18 protein-coding genes are annotated in these 21,200 nt (G+C 43.9%); 9 read left to right on the top strand and 9 right to left on the bottom strand.

Translation table 11 applies throughout. The features are described from left to right. Nucleotides 1-267: 267 nt before the first annotated feature. Nucleotides 268-1,815, bottom strand: a complete 1,548-nt coding sequence (locus AK966_RS01465; RefSeq protein ID WP_119463407.1) for a DUF3360 family protein — start codon at nucleotides 1,813-1,815, stop codon at nucleotides 268-270. 461 nt (nucleotides 1,816-2,276) lie between these two features. On the opposite strand from AK966_RS01465, the gene AK966_RS01460 reads away from it, so the two are divergent. From AK966_RS01460 to AK966_RS01440, 5 genes are all read left to right on the top strand, one after another. Further along, complete coding sequence (locus AK966_RS01460) at nucleotides 2,277-3,761, top strand: 54K polar flagellar sheath protein A (protein WP_119463406.1); 1,485 nt, start codon at nucleotides 2,277-2,279, stop codon at nucleotides 3,759-3,761. Between the two features lie 260 nt (nucleotides 3,762-4,021). Then, complete coding sequence (locus AK966_RS01455; protein ID WP_119463405.1) at nucleotides 4,022-4,792, top strand: ABC transporter ATP-binding protein; 771 nt, start codon at nucleotides 4,022-4,024, stop codon at nucleotides 4,790-4,792. Between the two features lie 97 nt (nucleotides 4,793-4,889). Continuing rightward, on the top strand, nucleotides 4,890-5,660 hold the full coding sequence (locus AK966_RS01450) for an ABC transporter substrate-binding protein (protein WP_182852554.1): 771 nt from the start codon (nucleotides 4,890-4,892) through the stop codon (nucleotides 5,658-5,660). A gap of 80 nt (nucleotides 5,661-5,740) precedes the next feature. Beyond that, nucleotides 5,741-6,481, top strand: coding sequence for an ABC transporter permease (locus AK966_RS01445; protein ID WP_099078595.1), 741 nt, complete (start codon nucleotides 5,741-5,743; stop codon nucleotides 6,479-6,481). A gap of 3 nt (nucleotides 6,482-6,484) precedes the next feature. Next, nucleotides 6,485-7,162 (top strand): ABC transporter permease, encoded by a 678-nt coding sequence (locus AK966_RS01440; protein WP_099078596.1) that lies wholly within the window; start codon nucleotides 6,485-6,487, stop codon nucleotides 7,160-7,162. A gap of 79 nt (nucleotides 7,163-7,241) precedes the next feature. Here the strand turns inward: AK966_RS01440 and xthA are convergent, their stop codons facing one another. The 5 genes from xthA to dinG all read right to left on the bottom strand — a co-directional run bounded on the left by xthA (nucleotide 7,242) and on the right by dinG (nucleotide 11,732). Then, nucleotides 7,242-8,048 carry an exodeoxyribonuclease III gene (gene xthA / locus AK966_RS01435; RefSeq protein ID WP_099078597.1) on the bottom strand — a complete coding sequence of 269 codons (807 nt, stop codon included), beginning with the start codon at nucleotides 8,046-8,048 and terminating at the stop codon, nucleotides 7,242-7,244. A 99-nt stretch (nucleotides 8,049-8,147) separates the two neighbouring features. After that, complete coding sequence (gene rsmS, locus AK966_RS01430; protein ID WP_099078598.1) at nucleotides 8,148-8,315, bottom strand: pleiotropic regulatory protein RsmS; 168 nt, start codon at nucleotides 8,313-8,315, stop codon at nucleotides 8,148-8,150. Next, nucleotides 8,315-8,860, bottom strand: coding sequence for a primosomal replication protein (locus tag AK966_RS01425; RefSeq protein WP_099078599.1), 546 nt, complete (start codon nucleotides 8,858-8,860; stop codon nucleotides 8,315-8,317). The genes rsmS and AK966_RS01425 overlap by 1 nt, the downstream gene beginning before the upstream one ends. Next, a complete protein-coding gene (locus tag AK966_RS01420; protein WP_099078600.1) occupies nucleotides 8,857-9,642 on the bottom strand; it encodes a TSUP family transporter in 786 nt (261 codons plus the stop codon). The genes AK966_RS01425 and AK966_RS01420 overlap by 4 nt, the downstream gene beginning before the upstream one ends. Before the next feature lie 14 nt (nucleotides 9,643-9,656). Beyond that, nucleotides 9,657-11,732, bottom strand: a complete 2,076-nt coding sequence (dinG, locus tag AK966_RS01415) for an ATP-dependent DNA helicase DinG (protein WP_119463403.1) — start codon at nucleotides 11,730-11,732, stop codon at nucleotides 9,657-9,659. Nucleotides 11,733-12,250: 518 nt separating this feature from the next. Here dinG and AK966_RS01410 point away from each other — a divergent pair. After that, the gene (locus AK966_RS01410) at nucleotides 12,251-13,255 is read left to right on the top strand and encodes a porin (protein WP_119463402.1); all 1,005 of its coding nucleotides are present in this window, start codon (nucleotides 12,251-12,253) and stop codon (nucleotides 13,253-13,255) included. A gap of 109 nt (nucleotides 13,256-13,364) precedes the next feature. On the opposite strand, the gene AK966_RS01405 is transcribed toward AK966_RS01410, so the two are convergent. After that, nucleotides 13,365-14,075 (bottom strand): pseudouridine synthase, encoded by a 711-nt coding sequence (locus AK966_RS01405; protein WP_119463401.1) that lies wholly within the window; start codon nucleotides 14,073-14,075, stop codon nucleotides 13,365-13,367. Between the two features lie 359 nt (nucleotides 14,076-14,434). On the opposite strand from AK966_RS01405, the gene AK966_RS01400 reads away from it, so the two are divergent. After that, nucleotides 14,435-16,657: an NADP-dependent isocitrate dehydrogenase gene (locus AK966_RS01400; RefSeq protein ID WP_119463400.1), complete on the top strand. Its 2,223-nt coding sequence runs from the start codon at nucleotides 14,435-14,437 to the stop codon at nucleotides 16,655-16,657. Between the two features lie 316 nt (nucleotides 16,658-16,973). Here the strand turns inward: AK966_RS01400 and cspD are convergent, their stop codons facing one another. Next, complete coding sequence (cspD, locus tag AK966_RS01395; RefSeq protein ID WP_172438071.1) at nucleotides 16,974-17,192, bottom strand: cold shock domain-containing protein CspD; 219 nt, start codon at nucleotides 17,190-17,192, stop codon at nucleotides 16,974-16,976. A 693-nt stretch (nucleotides 17,193-17,885) separates the two neighbouring features. Here cspD and clpS point away from each other — a divergent pair. Continuing rightward, nucleotides 17,886-18,206, top strand: a complete 321-nt coding sequence (gene clpS, locus AK966_RS01390; RefSeq protein WP_099078606.1) for an ATP-dependent Clp protease adapter ClpS — start codon at nucleotides 17,886-17,888, stop codon at nucleotides 18,204-18,206. Nucleotides 18,207-18,253: 47 nt separating this feature from the next. Beyond that, nucleotides 18,254-20,524 (top strand): ATP-dependent Clp protease ATP-binding subunit ClpA, encoded by a 2,271-nt coding sequence (gene clpA, locus AK966_RS01385; protein WP_099078607.1) that lies wholly within the window; start codon nucleotides 18,254-18,256, stop codon nucleotides 20,522-20,524. Nucleotides 20,525-20,940: 416 nt separating this feature from the next. Here the strand turns inward: clpA and infA are convergent, their stop codons facing one another. After that, the gene (gene infA, locus AK966_RS01380; RefSeq protein WP_001040192.1) at nucleotides 20,941-21,159 is read right to left on the bottom strand and encodes a translation initiation factor IF-1; all 219 of its coding nucleotides are present in this window, start codon (nucleotides 21,157-21,159) and stop codon (nucleotides 20,941-20,943) included. Nucleotides 21,160-21,200: the final 41 nt, after the last annotated feature.

Raw genomic sequence — 21,200 nt, 5'->3', positions numbered from 1 at the left:
TTTCGCCGTTGAGCCAGCTATCTCCAACGTTACCTGGAGAACAGTACACTCTTAATGAATAACAATATTTATAGTCTTAAATAAGATAGTTTGGGTCATAAAACTATAAATATTGTCACTGCATTTAATGTGGGTTCTATCATACAACAACTTCAGACTATACTAAACTTTTTTTGCAAACCTTAAACTAAATCAATAAACACTAAAAATAATCGATAAAAATTGGGTAGCGACAAGCGCTACCCATATCAAAGTTGAGCAATAAGCTTACAGTAGAGCAGGAATACCGAACTGAGCTTCCAGCATGCCAACCGCAAGCATCGCGACCAAACAGATAGCTAGAACGCCAACAGGGATAACAATCTTATCGACAAACGATAGACGTGAAGCACGCTCTTTGTCACCAATTAGACCGTTGTTATCAAGAAGCATCGTTAGTGCCCAAGCCAGTACAGGGTTAACAACCGCTGAACCGAAGATACAGATGCCCGCTGCTTGTGAATCTTTCGAATCTTTAACCATCTGCATACCCGCTTCAAGAAGAGGTAGAGATACACCGACTAGCAGAGCGACGCGCATTACCGGTGGCCATACCGCAACGTCCATTGGGAAGCCAAGGATAGCAACAACCATAACGATCAAGCCTAGTAGGATTGAACCTGCAGGGATTGGGCGTTTAGCAATAGCTGCAGGGATCATGTACGTCCCCCAAGATGAGGTGATATTACCGCCACCTACCGCAGTACCAACCATTTGACGGATAGAACACATCGTCATCGTGTCATCTACGTCCATCAGTACTTTTTCAGTCTTTTTAGGGTAGTTAAGTTCTTGGAAGATACGGTGACCTAGGAAGTCTGGTGACCACATTGCTACCGCAAGGATTGCAAATGGTAGCGACGCGATGAAGTGTTCGACGTTAGGCAAACCTAGCATCCAACCTTCTTCAGTGCTGCCCCACCAGTAAACTGGGTTTAGGTTAGGTAGACCGGTTTCAGTGACGAATTTAATGTCAAAACCGGCACCTAGAACGAGCGCAATTGATAGACCGGTGAACGCACACACAGGGATTGCAAGCCAACGCTTGTTTACTTTTGCAAGGTAAGCGTACAGTACGATCGTTACCGCAAGAACGATAAGACCAACGTAACCCATGCTACCTGCAGCTACCGTGTCAGATTGAAGGCCAACAGCCCACTCCTGAATTGAGGTGATTTGGCTCATCGTACCCGTTAAGCCTAAGAAGATAAGCAAGCCACCGGCGGTACCTTCAGAGGTGAGGTTCACCAGTTTGGAACCACCTTTTAGGAAACTCAGTATAAGACCGAATACACCGATCAAGATTGCCAATGCAAGAGGGTGAGCACCCGCGAGAGCGATGGTGCCAATTAGAGGGATCATTGGACCGTGGTTACCGGCAAGGTTGGCTTTAGGGTTAATAAAACCAGAAGCAAGTACACAGAAAAGGAATGCAGGGATAAGCATTTCTACACGTGCAACTTCGATAGCAAACTCTTTGCCTAAGCTAACGTGATCCCATGCAGCTGTAAGACCTTCAGCCCAAGACATCATTACCGCAGAATACATCGCGATAATACCGATAGTACCAGCAAGTGCAGGAACAAGGTCTTCAAGCTCAAAACGGAAATCACGACCTGGCAAGTTCAATGCGTAGCGGCGTGGTTTCATGATTTGCAGTTCGTGATCTAGGTAGTCTGAACGGCTTGCGAACTCAGAAGATGGACGATGAAGCTCTTGATAGCTTTTCGTCTCGATATCTGAATCAGAGTGCGCTTTATTTACTGCGTCTGACATAGATTCCTCATATATTTTGAAAAATTATTAATTCTGAATTGAATATTAAAACCCGCGTCCTGCGGTACTTCCTATGCTAGCTATATATTAGTTTTTTTGTTGCACATATACCACGTGCCTAAGCATAGCTAATAACCTGTTGTGTTAAGGCACAAAAAATTCCTCATCATTAGGGCGGAGTCTAGCAAGATAGCCCTTTGGGGTGATTGATTTAGATCACTTTAAGAAAGGATGTGAAAGAAAACTACAGAAAGTGTCTGGCATGCGAACAACTTGGTGGTTTAGTGTGTAATTCGATTACACAAGTTGCATAAAATTAGACTTTGTTTTGCGGAAATAATGCTCAATTGAACTTATTGATGCCATTCATAGATGGTACGAAAAGCTGGCTTCATTCTTGCTTGATTTCGAGCAAAGACGATTTTTTGGCTAATCATTGCCGCTCAGTTTAGGAAGAAGACATGAAACAGCTTAATGTGCTGCCGTTAGTGGCAATCATTTCAGGACTTATGGTCGGTTGCGGTGGTGGCGGTGGTGGTGGCGGTGGTGGCGGCGGCGGTGCACCGAGAACCGCGTTTACTTTTGATTTTGCCATACCAGCGACACTGACTGAAAGTGACGCTATCACGAAAGGTTGTACTGTGTATGACCGTAAAACTGTTCTAAATGGTGATAAAACGGTTTTAACCTACAGTGCTGCTTCTAAAGAGCAGGTCACTAACTATGTTATTGGTTACTACTCTGATGCTGATGGTAAAGTTTCTGGCGATATCATTAAACCGATTACGGATAGTTTTAAATTCTATCTTGAAGATATTCCTGATGGTGGTTTTGTAACATTTCAAGCGATAGAGTTTAATGGTAGAGAAGCTCGGGTAAATACGTTTTCAAAAGAGTTCTTACAAGACAAAAAACTACGTAATGTCACTTTTGCTCTTAACCGAGATTCTTTGAATAAATGTTTCACTGGCGGTAATTTAGTCAGCGATAAGTTCACTAACTTGGATTACCGAAATGCGGAATCAGGAGGTGGAGATTATAATTTTGTCTCTCAAACTGATACTTTCACATCTGCAAACCCAGATATGTTGCCTACGGATGAGTTGGAGGGGATACAAGGTGAACCTACTGCGTTGTTCCAGTATGAACCTGGCTCAAACAACAAGGCTCTTTACCAGTATGGAATTGGTTCATGGGGAACTGATGAAATCGCATTGGTAAGGGCAGATAATACGTCCAGTATTTACTCGTCTTCTAATTATACTTATGACTCACTCCACATCGGTTTTGTTGTCAATGGCTTTGTATACGATGCGTTAGAGTTAGACACAACGGCAAGAGATTACCAACGCCCTAGCTCAACTAATAAAGAAACGTGGGCTTATATGGCGTTCTCTGAGAACCAAGCAAATGGTTGGGAATCGCTACTTAACGAAACTATTTCTGAAGGATGGGATATTGATGCCGATCCGAGTTCTTACTTAAATATAGATAGCCTACCAAATGCTAAACCACGTGTATCGGCACAAGGAAGCGCAGAGTCGATGATTGATTTGGACATGGGGTTGACGTCTTCTACAGAAGGCTTTACTCGTGTAGCTTACTTTGCTGCTTCTAGCGATTATAAAATAACGCACCGAATTTTCACTAAGAGCGACAGTGATGCAGTCGTTGTTCCGGAGTTGCACTATTACAATTTTCCTACATCAGTTATAAATGGTTTGAAAGTTTCAGCTTCGAATAACTTCAACCGTACTGCAGTGGTGTTGAGAGAAGATAGCGATCTCGACTCTAAGATGTTCATGAGCTTCTTTTCTAACGGTGCTGCGTCAGAGCCCGAGCTAGATGCAGACTTGGATGGCATCATTACTACAGAAAAAGAAGGCTTGGAAAACGAGGTCGCCCTACGTACTTCAAACTCACTGGTAGTCAGCCGCTTTAATTAGCAATGGCTTAAAGTAAGTTTCAATTAACACTTTTGTATTTCTCTTAGCCCCTCACTTGAGGGGCTTTTTAACACCTACTATGCGCATAGAGAAGAATATTTAGCTAAATATTGAATATTAAAATGCAATTATCGCTTATCTATGCAATGATTTTAGGTTAATGATTTGTTGCAACTTTAGTTTAGTGGTGATAATTTGTTCCCATTCAAAGAGGGCGGAGTCCCTTATTGCAGTGACAAAAAACACAGGGAGTAAGGCGCATGAATGATGTACCAGCGCTAGATATTAAAAACCTGCACAAAACATTTGGGAAAAATGAAGTCCTAAAGGGTATTTCTCTTTCCGCTCATAAAGGGGATGTTATCTCCATCATTGGCTCTTCTGGTTCTGGTAAGAGTACCTTCCTTAGATGTATCAACTTATTAGAAACACCGACCGCGGGTGAAATTTGGGTGAATGGTGAACTTATCCAAATGAAGAACAACCGCGCGGGTGAGTCTGTGCCTGCAAACGAAAAGCAGGTGCAACGTATTCGTTCTCGCTTGGCGATGGTGTTTCAAGGCTTTAATTTATGGTCACACCTCACGGTGTTAGAGAATGTGATAGAAGCACCGGTCCATGTTCTTGGTGTTCCTAAAGCACAGGCAATTGAAAACGCAGAGGTCCTACTGAAGAAAGTCGGGCTATACGAACGCAAAGACTACTACCCAGGGCATCTATCTGGCGGTCAGCAGCAGCGCGCCGCCATTGCTCGTGCTTTGGCGGTTGATCCTGAAGTTATGCTTTTTGATGAACCCACTTCGGCACTTGACCCAGAACTCGTTGGGGAAGTCTTAGGGGTAATGAGAGATTTGGCAGAAGAAGGGCGAACCATGTTGGTTGTGACCCATGAAATGGCGTTCGCGCGTGACGTATCGAATCATGTTATGTTTCTACATCAAGGTTTGGTTGAGGAGCAGGGAGACCCAGCGAAACTTTTTACTAACCCGGATTCACAACGATTACAGCAATTTATTTCATCCATTTATTAGGTAAACAGCCCCTAATTTTTGTGGGCGGCATTCACTTGCCTCCCAAGCACGCACAACAAACAAAACCAAATAAAATAGCAATCACAGGAGTATGGAAATGAAAAAGTGGCTATTAGCAGCAACGCTTGCTGCAACGGCAGTGTCTGGTGTCGCTCAAGCGAAAGAATGGAAAACCGTTCGCTTTGGTATTGAAGGCGCTTACCCTCCATTTAGCTGGACCGAGACCGATGGTTCAATCAAAGGCTTCGACGTAGATATGGCGAACGCTCTTTGTGAAGAAATGAAGGTTAAGTGTCAAATCGTTGCTCAAGACTGGGATGGTATTATTCCTTCTCTGCTAGCACGTAAGTATGACGCGATCATTGCGGCAATGTCGATCACTGAAGAGCGTAAGAAGAAAGTGGATTTCACTGGTAAATACGCACAAATTCCAAACAAATTCATCGCTAAGAAAGGCGCAGGTTTAGACTTTGATAACCTGAAAGATGTCAAAATTGGTGTTCAACGTGCGACTACACACGACAAGTATTTGACTGACAATTACGGCGACGACGTAGAAATCGTTCGCTACGGTTCATTTGATGAAGCTTACCTAGATCTTGCGAATGGTCGTATCGCTGCGGTACTGGGTGATGCATCAGCGCTAGAAGAAGGTGTTATCAACAAAGCTGGTGGCGAAGCGTATGAATTTGTTGGTCCGTCTTTGACTGATCCTAAATGGTTTGGTGAAGGTATGGGTATTGCGGTTCGTAAACAGGACAAAGACCTAACGAAGAAACTGGATGCAGCTATCGTTGCACTACGTGAAAAAGGTGTTTATCAAGAAATCGCAGGTAAATACTTCAACTACGATGTATACGGCGATTAAGTCGTAATTAAGCGGCCGTTGGCTTGTTCCTAGAAGTCGCTAACGGCCGATTTTGAGTTTTAGGGATTAGGAACTCACCTATGCTGGATTTACAAGGATATGAAGCCTCGATCTTAAAAGGGGCGTTAGTAACCATCGAAGTCGCTGTACTTTCTCTGATTTTGGCTGTCGTTCTTGGCATGCTTGGCGCATTAGCAAAGCTTGCTCCTTACAAGTGGGCGAGAGCAATGGCGACGCTATACACCACCATTATTCGTGGCATCCCAGACTTGGTTCTGATGATGTTGATCTTCTTCGGTGGTCAAATTCTATTAAACAACAGTCTTTATTCTATCAATGAAACACTCAATGATTGGTTCACAGCAAGTGATCCTAATCATGAGTGGACCTCTTATTTACCTGATTATATTGATGTCAGCCCATTTATTGCGGGTGTACTAACCATCGGTTTTATCTTTGGTGCTTATATGGCAGAGACATTTCGCGGTGCGATTATGGCGGTAGATAAAGGCGAGTTAGAAGCGGCAAAAGCGTATGGAATGAGCTCGATCATGTCATTCAGAAGAATCCTCTTACCTCAAATGATCCGACATGCACTTCCTGGTTTTGGCAATAACTGGTTGGTATTACTAAAAACGACTGCACTCGTGTCGATCATTGGTCTTGAAGATATGGTGCGTATCAGCTCATTAGCCGCTGGTACAACAAAGATGCCATTTACCTTTTATATGGCAGTTGCAATTATCTTCTTGTTCTTTACTAGTGTCTCTACGGGCTTGCTTAAGCTTGTGGAACGTAAATTCAGCATTCACGCGAGGTAAACCATGGATTTTTCATTGATTGTTGAAAGCTTCCCGGTCTACCTAGATGGATTGTGGACGACAGTATGGTTGGTTTCTTTAGCACTTGTGATTGGTTTGGGCGTGTCGATTCCACTTGCGGTAGCACGTAACAGTACCAATTACGCATTAAGTCTTCCATCTTGGACGTTTATTTACTTTTTCCGTGGGACTCCTCTATTAGTGCAGCTGTACCTCATTTACTACGGTATGGACCAATTCTTCCCAGTAAAAGACACCCTTTGGGAGAATGCATGGTTTTGTGCGCTAGTGGCTTTCGTTCTTAATACTTCAGCTTACACAGCGGAAATTATTCGTGGTGCGATCAATGGCTTACCAAAAGGGGAAGTGGAAGCCGCGAAAGCTTATGGCATGAGCCCGTTTATGACTTATCGTCGTATCATCTTACCAAGCGCATTACGCCGTGCTTTACCTGCGTATTCGAATGAGGTGATCTTCATGCTACACGGTAGTGCGGTTGCCGGCATCATCACCATTATGGATTTGACTGGCGCTGCTCGCTTAGTAAACTCAAGATATTATGCGCCATTTGAGTCATTCTTGACGGCAGGTCTGTTCTACATGGCGTTGACGTTTATTATTCTGTGGTGCTTTAAAATGGCAGAGAAACGTTTCTTGGCGTATCTAAGACCATTAAGCTAAAAGTTTATCACTAGGTTGATACTAACGATAAAAAGAGCGCCAATGTGCGCTCTTTTTATCGTTGGTGAAAGGTCAGGGGCTATTTGAAGGTCGACCAGATAGGAGCATGGTCAGACGGCTTTTCGATTCCTCGTAGTTCGTAATCAACGTCTGACTCGATACATTTGTTAGCAAGAGATGGCGTTGCCAAAATCACGTCAATACGAAGACCACGGTTGTCATCAAAACCTCGAGAGCGGTAATCGAACCATGAGAAGCGATCATTGACTTCTGGGTGTAAAGTACGGAAAGTATCTTCAAAGCCCCAATCCAGAAGTGTTTGTAACCACTCGCGTTCTTCTGGCTGGAATGAACATTTGCCCGTTTTCAACCAACGTTTCCGGTTTGGTTCTCCGATACCGATATCGGCATCAATAGGGCTGATGTTGATGTCTCCCATTACGATCAGTTGTTCATCATTGGAGTGGTGACCGTTTAGGTAGCTCATTAGATCTTTGTAGAACTGGCGCTTGTATGGATATTTGGTTTCGTGAGCGATATTGTCACCTTGCGGGAAGTAACCGTTGAGTACTGTCACCTTCTCGCCGTTTTCATCTGCAAACGTTGCCATGATCATGCGTTTTTGATGTTCTTCATTGTCAGTAGGAAAGCCCTTCTGCACGCTGATTGGCTCTTGTTTACATAGCATCGCCACACCGTAGTGCGCTTTCTGGCCATGAAAGTAAACGTTGTACCCCATTGCTTCGACATCTTCGATAGGGAAGGCTTCGTCATGAACTTTGATTTCCTGCAGACCGATAACGTCAGGTTGATGCTTATCGATAATGGCTTGAAGCTGGTGAAGACGCGCGCGGAGTCCATTAATGTTAAAGCTGATTACTTTCATTATTTATCCTTCTCAAGGGGATGGTTTGGTCAGAGATTACCATTGAAAATTGGCCTAAGAATAAGAGCGCTGTTAGGTTGTCACTCTAAATAGTCAGTTCTACTTGTTTGAAACAAGCTTGTTTTCTAAGTCATTTTTTACGATTTCGAGCGCTTTAAGTGCGGTTGCAGGATCAATTTTGTTTGTTTCCAATAAATAGATAAGATCAACGGCCAGTTTGACTTCTTCAGGCGCACTATCAAGTGGTGATATTGGTTGGTCAGACATTACTGATGTTTTTCCCTATGAGTAATTTGATTTTCGAGTTTCAGCAGCGCTGCTTGACAGCGCTCTAATCGCTGTTCTGTGGCAATGAGGGCCTTCTGCGCCTCTGAACGCATAAAGCTTGGTGCTATTTCTACCGCACGTTCCTTTTCCAACACCATTTCTCTTAAGCGGCGAGCCCATTCTTGGTGTTGAGCGAGCTCTTGATAAAGCACATTGATAGGCTTGCGGAAGTGACTACTATGCTTAATTTCGTTCTTACGAATTTTAGTGGTGGATATTTCACGTTGGATAGCACTAATTTGCGCAACTAATCGCTCAGTAAGGTACTCGGCACGCAACGTTGTCAATTTGCCTTCGTTCTGCTCCCGGATGATCGCATCCAGTGTCGAGTTTGCTTCTTTTACGCAAGGCACGAGTAAGCGAGAGCGGCAGTGGAACAAGCGCTCGTCAAAAAGTGGAACATGATGTTCACCTCGCTGGCGGTCAAGCGTTGCGGCTTGTTTGGACATCTGTTCTAGTTTTTCTGAAAGTTGATTAATGTTCATGTCAGACCTACAAACCATGCGTCATATGCCAATTTTATAGCAAGTGCGCTAACCACAGTAACAAATACTGGGCGAATAAACTTAGAGCCGAATCGAATCGCAGAGTGCGCACCAACAAAGGCCCCTGCCATTAAACACACGCCCATGGTTAAGCCTAGCACCCAGTTAATATGACCTAAAACCGCAAAAGTGATAAGAGAAGTGAAGTTACTGGTGAAGTTCATCGCTTTAGCCAAGCCTGACGCAAGCAAAATATTCAACCGATATAACGCCATAGAACTGACTGTCCAGAATGCACCGGTGCCCGGCCCAGCAAGACCATCATAAAACCCAATGGTTAGACCTTGCATGTACTGCTTTTTGTTTAGCAATGGACACGGTTCTGGTGTAGGGCTTTGGTGTGTGGAGTTGGGGGCTTTGTGGAATACGGTATACATAGCGGCACCCAGTATAATGAGCGGTAATACTTTTTCTAACCACTCTGTGCTAATCGCATCCACAAAAAGTGTACCGAGTGTTGCACCAATTAATGTGGCAATAAATGCACGGCCCCAGCATTGTGGCTTAAAGAGGCGCTTTTTGTAATAAGTAAAAGCAGCAGTAGAAGAAGCAAATGAAGCGGCCAACTTATTTGTCCCTAAAGCAACATGTGGAGGAAGCCCCAAAGAAAGTAGGGCAGGCACAGTAAGCATCCCCCCTCCACCTGCCACAGCATCGATAAACCCTGCAACAAAAGCGACAAGCGCCAACACCAACAGCATGGTTGGCTCAATCATTTCCATAAATGGTTTTTCTTCTAATATTCTATTTTGCGTTTAAACGGTGGCAGCGAGTCAATGAGTGCTTGTCCGTAGCGTTTGGTTACTAAGCGTCTGTCAAGAATGGTCACTCTACCAGAATCACGCTCTTTACGCAGTAAACGACCAACACTCTGAATCAGCTTTTTACTTGCATCGGGGACGGTGATCTGCATAAATGGGTTACCGCCTTTTTTCTCGATATATTCAGAATGCGCCTGCTCTACCGGTGAAGTAGGCACACCGAAAGGAATTTTGGTGATGATCAAGTTCTCTAACAACTCCCCAGGTAAATCGAGCCCTTCAGAGAAGCTTCCAGTACCAAATAGGATGCTGGTCTTTTGTTTATCAATGAGCTTTTTATGTTTTTTTAGAATCTCTGCACGAGAACTCTCTCCCTGAACTTGTAGCGCCCACCCGCGTTTGATGAAGTCCGCATTTAATGCGTCTGCGACTTGGTTCATCTGCCAATATGAGGAGAATAATACTAAGTTTGCTTTGTTGTCTTCTAAATACTTAGGCAAAATCTCAATAAGATATTCAGTAAACTGAGGTGCTTGCGGTTCGTACTGCATTGCTGGGATAAGCAACTCTGCTTGGTTTTGGTAATCAAACGGAGAGGCCAGCGCCAAAAATTGTGTGCCAGACTCCGGTTTCGCATCCACCCCAACTTGGTGACAGAAATACTGAAAAGAGTTTAGTGCGCGCATTGTGGCAGAAACCAAAACGGCACCAATACAGCGACTCCAAATTTGTTGATCCAACTGCCACCCAATCTCAAGTGGAGACACACTCACTATATAATCGCCTTCACGATCGGGGTGTTTCTCTAACCAACGAGCCAAAGGTGCGCCTTTGTCGCGAGTGGGCTCAGCCATTAAGCGCCAAACTTGAGCGAGGTTCTCTAAACGCTGAATATAAAAGCCCAATTCAGCCAAAGCAGGCTCTGCTAACTTTGATGAAAGTTCGCCATCTTTTACGCGTTCGGCAATTAAGTCTGCGATTTTGGCTACGCTTTGGTTCGCTTTCTTACTGAGTTGTTTCAATTCTTTGGATTGGTTCTCTAACCAGTTTGGTAGTTCTCCATGCTCAAAGCGACATATGCCATCATCAAATTGTGCAGGGTCAAACTGCTTGGTTAATTGGCTTAACGCGGGGATCAGTTCCTGTACGGACTCTTGTAAATCATTTCGAAATCGACCCACGCGCTTTTCATCCGCCAGTGAAGAAAACTTACTGGTGGATTGATTCAGTTTCTCTAACCACGCTGCCGCGCCTTTTAAGCTAGCGGATGCAGACGCATGATCGCGAGCAACGTGAGGCAAGTGATGCGCCTCATCGAACACATAAATGGTGTTTTCCGGTTCAGGCAAGATCACGCCACCACCGAGATCCGCATCTGCCATTACAAGAGAATGGTTGGCGATGATCACGTCGTTTTTGTCTAGTTCCGCACGTGCTTTTTGGAAAGGGCACCCACGGTGAGTCGGCAAGCTATTATTGCAGCTATGCTTATCACTCACGATCAGCTGCCAGAGTTGGTCATCGATGGATTTTGGCCAGGAATCACGGTCGCCATCCCACTTACCTTGCGCAAGGGACCGATACATGGTTTCCAACAACTCGATGTCTTTCTTCTTCGGTTTAGTTTCAAACATGGCAAGTTGGCCACCATCGACGCCACATGCTGCAGCCAGTTTTTCAGCGCAGCAGTAACGTTGGCGACCTTTAGCGAGAATAAATGAGAACTCTCGATCAGTGATGCGACGAAATAGCGGCAAATCTTTGTTTACTAGTTGTTCTTGCAACGCCACTGTCGCCGTTGAAATGACCACTTTTCGGTTGTTATAAACCGCAACAGGGATGGCGGCCATCAAGTATGACAGTGATTTGCCGATCCCGGTTCCGGCTTCAGCCACCAGAAGACGATTGGACTTATGGTATTGCCCGCATAGCGTTTTCGCTATTTCCGCAACTAAGTAGTTTTGAGCTCTTCTCGGGACAAAGTTGTCGAGTTGTGCTTGCAGATTCTGGTAGCTAGTTCGAATCGATTTCTGAATGTTACTGGTTAGCATACGGGCCTCAAATGCGTTGGAGCCGCATAGTAGCACACATCACTAGTTGTACAGTAGTTCGCGAAATGGAATGCTTTTGTAAGGAATAGAGATCTTGTTCACAAAAAAAAACTAAACCTAAACTAAAGAAGGATGCTCGCTCTCGTTTATTAACATAATAATCTGATATTTACATGTTAATAGGTGTATTTATCTATTTATTGTCTGGTAAATAATCGAAGATAGAGATTTTAAGCTGCTCGGTAATGGTTGTTTAGTTGGTTAAGAGACAAGGTTGTTGTTTAGATATTCATCAAAAAATGACAATGAAACTGTGTAAATGTCTGTTTTTATTCAATTTTTACTTTTTTTGATGATAAAGTTTAGAAAGTTTGACAGACAGAATAATCTTTTGCACTCTAACGCTCAGATTTTGCAGACCAAGCATTGTTACGTTTCGATAATAAGCGGTTTCAAAAATATAAAAGAAGGGAATCGGACAAGGATATCCCAAACTAAGAAAAGGCAGTGGAATTATTATGAAAAAGACTCTATTAGCGCTTGCTGTAGCGAGCATCTCTACGTCTGCATTCGCAGTAGAAACAACATCTCAAAACAGCAAGCCTGTATTTGAGTTTGACCCAATGCAAAAAGAGCAGTTTGTGGTAGAAGGTGCGCTAGGTGTTGGTGGTTACTACGATACTGAAACAAAAGCGCTTTACGATGATTGGGCAACTGCTGTAACAGTTGCAGTAAACTACCGAAACAACCGTCTACTAGGTTACCTTGAAGTTGACCTAGAGATGAACTACAGCACTAAGTCAGAAGATATTACTGGTATTGAATCTGGTCCAGCAACAGACGTAGATAAAGCATGGATCGGTTTCGACACTGGCTACGGTGTTGCGTCTTTCGGTTGGGAAAACGACACGGCACTAGATAAAGTTGACGGCGCTGGTGACTTCACTTACGAATTCGGTGCATCTGCAGGCGACGCTTCTGACGCATACAACGTAGTTAAGTTCCAAGGTGCGACTTCTGGTTTCGCTTACGGTGTGTCTTACTTTGAAACTAGTGCATCTCACCGTGCTGCAGACAAAGGTGTGAATGGTTACATCGGTCTTGAGCAAGACATGTTCAATATCTACGCTGGTTACGAAACTCGTGATGAACATGACTACGATGTTTACACAGTAACTGGTAACGTTGACCTAGGCGCAGTGATGCTAGGTGCAAACTTCTGGATTGAAGAAGGTGGTGCTAACCTAGTATCAAATACAACTGATAAGAAAAACACTGGTTACTACCTATCTGCTGGCTACCCAGTAAATGACCTGATGACGTTGGCTGCTGGCTATGCAGCAAACACTGCTGAAGAAAACAACGAAGCAGACAAAGATCAGTCTTACATGAACATCGCGATGACTTACAAGCTAGGTCAAAATGCGGACATGGGTATCGACGTGAAACAAATCCTAGACTCTGGTGATAAATCAGTTGATAAGGAAACTTACGTATTCGCAGCGGCTTTCTACTACTTCTAATAGTTAGTCACTCAAATATGAAAGAAGAGAGCGCATCCATGATGCGCTCTTTTTTTAGATAATTTTTGATGTATTCAGCTCAGAGGAGCCGGTTTAATAGCGGTTTCGTTTAGTGAGCTAAATGGATCTCTCTCCACTCACCAGGTTGTAGATCATCCAGCACAATCCCGCCCATGGAGTAGCGTACTAAGCGTAGGGTAGGGAAGCCTATATGAGCGGTCATGCGCCTAACTTGACGGTTTCGTCCCTCGATAATGGTAATGGCTAACCACGTGGTTGGGATGTTAGCGCGAAAACGTACGGGTGGATTTCTGTCCCAGATGTCCGGCGTTGACATAACCTCTACTTTGGCAGGCAGCGTCATACCATCTTTAAGCTCCACGCCTTTACGTAATTTCTCTAAGTCTTCTTCTTGAGGAGCCCCATCCACTTGCACCCAATAGGTCTTTGGTGATTTTGATGTCGGTTGCGTCAGTTTGGCTTGTAAGATGCCATCATTAGTGAGCACCATTAGCCCCTCACTGTCACGATCGAGCCGACCAGCAGCGTAAACATCTTTCACTGGTATGTAATCGGCAAGCGTTTTACGGCCCTCACCATCGGTAAACTGGCTCAATGTGTCATAAGGTTTATTGAAAATGATCACTTTACGATCTTCTGGGGCAATTCTAGGTTTTGCTATTGATGACGAGCGGCTTAGGCGATTTTGTCTTTTTTGACCTTGTCCTGTGGCGTTGCTTGGCTTTGCCGAGCGTTTAAAATGCCCCGGTTTAGATGGGTGACTACGACGACCTTTTTCATGGCCCGTGCGAGATGACATGTTAACTACCTTGCAAAATTGTAAATGAACTGTGTTTGAAAGTTTTATGTTTTCCTGATATCCGCTATCATTTTCGCGCCTAAAACTAACAAAAGCGCACAGAATAATAGACTATTTCGTGTTATTTGTTTAATGATATAGCTAAGTCGCTTTCAGTGATGGATTTCTGTTAGAAATACAGCTGAAAGTGCGCTTGGCACAAAGTGCACTCATGGATATAGAGTCAAATATAAGAAAGAGTGCGAACCGCATTTTGCGTTGGTGAGGAGAAATGCACTACTAACGTTAAGCAATGCGTCAATTCAACAAACTCAGTGGCTGAGTTATCAGCTTAGTTGAGTGAAAAATAGGGAAATTTCATGCCTACAGAAAAACCTACCATTATCTACACAATCACTGATGAAGCCCCAGCGCTAGCAACCTATTCATTACTGCCAATCATTCAATCGTTTACCGCTTCGTCTGGCATCAACGTAGATACTCGTGATATTTCATTAGCGGGTCGTATTATTGCGAACTTCCCAGAGCATTTAAAACAAGAGCAACGTATTGGTGATGCACTAGCAGAGCTTGGTGAGATGGCTAAGACTCCTGAAGCAAATATTATCAAGCTTCCTAACATCTCTGCTTCTATTCCTCAGCTAAAAGCGGCGATTAAAGAACTCCAGGCAAAAGGTTACGATTTACCGAACTATCCAGAAGAGCCAAATACTTACGAAGAAGAAGCCATCAAAGCGACTTACGACAAAATTAAAGGCAGTGCGGTAAACCCAGTACTCCGTGAAGGTAACTCAGATCGTCGTGCGCCACTTTCCGTGAAGAATTACGCGAAGAAAAATCCACACTCAATGGGTGCATGGTCAGCAGATTCTCAATCTCACGTATCAAGCATGACTGACCACGACTTCTTTGGCAGTGAAAAGTCGACAACCGTTTCTGGTGCGACTGACGTTAAAATTGAATTCGTCGCTGCAGACGGTTCAGTAAAACAACTAAAAGCTGCGTTCCCTCTACAAGATAAAGAAGTGATTGATTGTTCAGTGATGAACAAGGAAGCACTGGTTGCATTCTTTGAAAAAGAAATCGAAGAAGCGAAACAGCAAGACGTTCTGCTTTCTCTACACATGAAAGCGACCATGATGAAGGTTTCTGATCCAGTGATCTTCGGTCATGCTGTTAAGGTTTACTATAAAGATGTTTTTGCTAAGTACGGCAAACTATTTGAAGAACTCGGTGTGGATGTAAACAACGGTATCGGCGATGTTTACGCAAAAATTGAATCACTACCGACAGAGCAAAAATCTGAAATCGAAGCCGCTATTTTAGCGGTATACGAGACGCAGCCAGAGCTAGCGATGGTGGATTCAGATCGCGGGATTACCAACCTTCATGTACCAAGTGACATCATCGTTGACGCATCGATGCCAGCCATGCTTCGCTCATCTGGCCAAATGTGGGGGCCGGATGGTAAGCAGAAAGACACCAAAGCGATGATTCCGGATCGTAGCTACGCTGGTATTTACCAAGCGGTAATCGACTTCTGTAAAGAGCACGGTGCATTTGACCCAACAACAATGGGAAGCGTACCAAACGTTGGTCTAATGGCTCAAAAAGCAGAAGAGTACGGTTCACATGACAAGACATTCATTCTAGATGTCGCAGGCACCGTACGTGTGGTTGATGCTTCTGGTACCGTACTACTTGAGCAGGCGGTAGAAGAGGGTGACATCTTCCGTATGTGCCAGGTGAAAGATGCGCCAATTCAAGACTGGGTGAAACTAGCGGTAACGCGTGCACGCGCAACAGGTGCTCCGGCCGTATTCTGGCTCGATGAAAATCGTGCGCACGATGCGGAGCTTATCAAGAAAGTTCATGCATACCTACCTGAGCATGATACGGCGGGTTTAGAGATCAAAATCCTTGCACCAGTTGATGCATGTAAGTTCTCATTAGAGCGTATTAAAGAAGGTCTAGATACTATTTCGGTAACGGGTAACGTATTGCGTGACTATCTAACTGACTTGTTCCCAATCCTAGAGTTAGGTACATCTGCGAAGATGCTGTCTATCGTTCCGCTAATGAACGGCGGTGGTTTGTTTGAAACGGGCGCAGGTGGTTCTGCACCTAAACACGTCCAACAAGTTGAGAAAGAAAATCACCTTCGTTGGGATTCTTTAGGTGAGTTTTTAGCGTTAGCGGCTTCGTTAGAACACCTAAGCGCTGTGACGGGGAATGTAAAGGCGCAGGTTCTCGCTGATGCACTGGATAAAGCAACGGGTGAATTCTTGGATAATAACAAATCGCCTTCACGCAAGGTAGGTGAGTTAGATAACCGTGGTAGTCACTATTACCTTGCTTCTTATTGGGCTAAAGCACTTGCAGAGCAATCTGTTGATTCAGAACTTGCTGCTGAGTTTGCGCCAGTTGCAAAAGCGCTTGAAGAGCAAGAAGACGCAATCATTTCTGAGTTGAACTCTGCTCAAGGGGTGAAAGGTGAACTAGGTGGTTACTACTCACTCGATGATGAAGTGACAGCGGCACTAATGCGCCCAAGTGCAACTCTGAACGCTATCATCAAATAATCTAAGTTTACGCCACTTCGGTGGCGTGTTTTAGTGCTGATAAACTATAAACCCGCTCTTTAGCGGGTTTATTTTCCTCTTCATAAAGTCAGTGCTATAACTAGCCTAAATTAATGAGAGCGAAGGGTTTGTCTGATTGAGCGCTCTAATACCAATCTAGATCAATAACAGGTCACTTTATTGCGCCGGAAAAATAGCTTAGAGCAAGACATAGATTGCAGTAACTCGTTATTCTAATTACTTACAAAATCTATACCGAAACTATCAGCGATTTTAACTAGCAAGAATGATCAATTACTTATTTAGATTGATATAGTTATTTGGCTTGGCTCTCTATTGGCACAACGCTACTCGCGTGTGAACCTTTTGGGCCTTTTTCAATCTCGTATGAGACTTGTTGGCCTGCTTTCAGTGTACGATAACCGTCCATTTGGATAGTCGAGTAGTGGGCAAAGATATCTCCTTCCTCTTCATCTGAACAGATAAACCCAAATCCTTTGGCATTGTTAAACCACTTTACTGTACCTGTAGCCATGCTTTTACATCCCTCATGCATTTTACTGATGTTTTTACTACTCCAAGCCATACCTTTAGCTTGGTATCATTATTAGTTCTCACTAATACACGTCGAGTTGAGCGTTCCATCTAAGACTTTGTCCCAAAGAAAGGCAGTCTTAAATGACGATTTATGCATCAACACTTTCCACTTTAGTCAATGAATCTCAGCAGTCAATAGTGAAATGCAACAATCAAAGTCGTATTTTAAAACAAATCTCACTTAAGATTAACAACTTTGCAAACGGTTTGTCGGTCAGAGGCGTGGGGTTAGTTAAAAAGACTGTATGATTTGAATATGCTGAAGGCGCATACTGATCAAGCTGCACAACTTAGTGGAATCTACTAAATGAATAAAAAGTGAAATTTCGGTGATAGAAAGCATAAATTTAATTGATAACTGTGATCTCTTACTTTGCATTAACGTAGTGATAGGGTAAATGCATTGCATGCAACAATACCATTATTAGGGGATGCCTCTGACGGTTTGAAGACCAAAATCTTTATTTGCACCAGTGTAAGAGGTGCATTAGTCTCTATATGAGGGCGCAACTTTTTATCTATCAAAGTCCATTTAGGTGCCTTATCTCACTACACCACTCGGCATGCTTATGGTAGATTGTTTTTATAGGTCGAAAACATCAACCCTTTGATAAGATATCTTTGAATTGCCATGAGTAAAAATTTTGAATGGGTGACTCCAGACTCTGATCTTCTGGAGCGAGAAAGTACAAAAGTTCAGCCGCCGAAGCTATACAACGTTGTACTCAATAATGATGACTACACACCTATGGATTTCGTCATAGAGGTACTTGAGCGATTCTTTTCTCATGATCTTGATAAAGCAACGCAAATCATGCTTAAGGTTCACTATGAAGGAAAGGCAATTTGTGGGACATACAGCGCAGAAATTGCTGAAACTAAAGTAGCGCAAGTGACGATGTACTCAAGGGAAAATGAACATCCGCTACTATGTACGATGGAGCAAGCGTAACAAGAAGACTTGCTCGAGCAACCAAGTTGTTCTTTCGGGAGGTACTTATGCTAAATAAAGAACTAGAGTCAAGCCTTAACGGTGCATTCGCTCGTGCACGAGATAAACGTCACGAGTTCATGACTGTCGAACACCTCCTACTCGCATTGTTGGAAAATGATGCAGCCAAGGAAGCCTTATTAGCCTGCAAAGCGGACCTTGATGCTTTGCGTAACGAACTCGATATTTTCATTGATCAAACAACGCCGTTGATCCCGCAAAGTGATGAGACACGAGAAACCCAACCTACCTTGAGTTTTCAGCGTGTGCTTCAGCGTGCGGTATTCCATGTTCAGTCTTCTGGGCGCAATGAAGTGACTGGTGCAAACGTCTTAGTCGCGATATTTAGCGAACAAGAGTCTCATGCCGCCTACCTGCTTAAGAAGAATGACATTTCGCGCTTGGATATCGTGAATTTTATCTCCCATGGTATTACGAAAGCTTCAGGCTCAAGTGAAGATCCATCTTCATCGGACTCGTTCGGTTCTGACAGCCCGGAAGAGACGAATTCAGATGAGCGCTTAGAGAGCTTTGCTACCAACCTTAACCAAGTGGCGAAAGCCGGTAATATTGACCCTCTGATAGGCCGAGATAAAGAGCTTGAGCGTACCATTCAAGTACTTTGCCGTCGCCGTAAGAATAACCCGTTGCTCGTCGGTGAAGCGGGTGTGGGTAAAACGGCCATTGCGGAAGGTCTGGCTTGGCGAATCGTAGAAGGCCAAGTACCAGAAGTCATTCAAGATAGTGTGATTTACTCACTTGATATTGGTTCGTTATTGGCGGGCACCAAATATCGTGGTGACTTCGAGAAACGTTTCAAGACAATTTTGAAACAGTTAGAAAAAGAAGAGGATGCGATCCTATTCATCGATGAAATTCACACCATCATTGGTGCAGGTGCTGCTTCTGGTGGTCAGGTCGATGCCGCTAACCTAATTAAGCCACTACTAAGTAGCGGTAAGTTACGTTGCATCGGCTCAACAACATACCAAGAGTACAGCAACATTTTTGAAAAAGAGCGCGCATTGTCTCGCCGTTTCCAAAAAATTGACGTTGTTGAGCCTTCATTGGATGACACTACAAAGATTCTGATGGGTTTAAAGCCGAAGTACGAAGCCCACCATGAAGTGCGTTACACCAATAAAGCGCTACGTGCTGCGGTTGAACTGTCGGCGAAGTACATCAACGAGCGTCATTTACCAGATAAAGCGATTGATGTCATTGATGAGGCTGGCGCTCGCAGTCGTCTGGCTCCAGCGAGTCGTCGTAAGAAAACGGTTGGCGTAGCAGACATCGAAGCGATGGTTGCTAGGATGGCTCGTATCCCAGAGAAATCAGTGTCATCGTCGGACAAAGACATCTTGAGAAACTTAGATGACAAGATGAAGATGCTGGTGTTTGGTCAAGACAATGCTATTGATGCACTGTCAGAAGCTATCAAGTTGTCACGTGCAGGTCTGGGTGTTGATAATAAACCTGTCGGATCATTCTTATTTGCCGGCCCTACGGGGGTAGGTAAAACAGAAGTCACGGTTCAGTTGTCCAAACTACTTGGTATCGAGCTTCTTCGTTTTGATATGTCTGAGTATGGTGAACGTCACTCTGTGAGTCGCTTGATTGGTGCGCCGCCAGGTTACGTTGGTTACGATCAAGGCGGTTTACTCACTGATGCGGTTCTCAAACACCCTCATTCGGTTGTTCTACTTGATGAGATTGAAAAAGCGCATCCAGATATTTTCAACTTACTACTGCAAGTGATGGATAATGGTACGCTAACGGACAATAATGGCCGTAAAGCGGATTTCCGTAACGTCATCCTTGTCATGACCACTAATGCGGGTGTCGCTGAAACAGAGAAGAAATCAATTGGTTTGATTCAGCAAGATAATAGTCACGATGCCATGGCGGAAATCAAAAAAGTATTTACGCCAGAGTTTCGTAATCGTCTCGACAATATCATTTGGTTTAATAGCCTAGATGAAAGCGTTATTCATCAAGTGGTTGATAAGTTCATTGTCGAGCTTCAGGTTCAACTTGATGCTCGAGGTGTGTCGATGGAAGTATCACAAGATGCACGCCATTGGTTAGCTCATAAAGGATACGATAAGGCAATGGGCGCTCGTCCTATGGGCCGCGTTATTCAAGAGCAGCTTAAGAAGCCACTTGCGAATGAACTGTTGTTCGGCTCGTTGGTTGATGGCGGCACTGTGAAAGTGACGTTGGTGAAAGATAAACTTGAGTTTGAGTACTTAAGTGAGAAAGAAGCGGCGCTTCACTGAAGCAACTGCTTTAAATAGCTGAAAAAGCGTGCGCTTAGTCGCACGCTTTTTTTGTTTATTTAATCTTCCTGCTGAACCCTTTAGTCGTCATTTATTCTTACTCCATAGGGAGTTTGCGAAAGTTCGATTCTTTCTTGGAGAGCGAATGCATGATCTTTTTATTGGCGCACTGAGTGTGCTTTTACTTGGATGTAAGCAAAATGCTCTCGAGTTAGTAAGGTAGGATGAAAAGTTCGAACCTATTATGAGTCTTATTGAACAGGGAAGAGCTTAGTTTGTTGATCTGGCAAGATAGCCGCTTCGAGTAAGACACGTGTTAGTGTTGAGCCAACAAGCATCATGATTATTGTAGTGAATCAAAGACAATAAAAAACGGAGCGTAGGCTCCGTTTTTTATTGCATCCGAAAATCTAAGATTAACGAGCGCGGAAGACGATGCGACCTTTAGATAGGTCGTATGGAGTCATCTCTACAGTTACTTTATCACCAGTAAGAATACGGATGTAGTTCTTACGCATCTTACCAGAGATGTGTGCAGTCACAACGTGACCGTTTTCAAGTTCAACGCGGAACATAGTGTTTGGTAGAGTGTCAAGCACAGTGCCTTGCATCTCAATTACGTCTTCTTTAGCCATTTAATCCTCTTTAGAAATTAGGCAATATTAGCGCGCCTATT

The organism is Vibrio sp. PID23_8 (assembly GCF_003584965.1).
Taxonomy (GTDB): domain Bacteria; phylum Pseudomonadota; class Gammaproteobacteria; order Enterobacterales; family Vibrionaceae; genus Vibrio.
The sequence above is the reverse complement of the archived record's forward strand: the minus strand, read 5'-3'. Positions and strand labels throughout refer to the sequence as shown.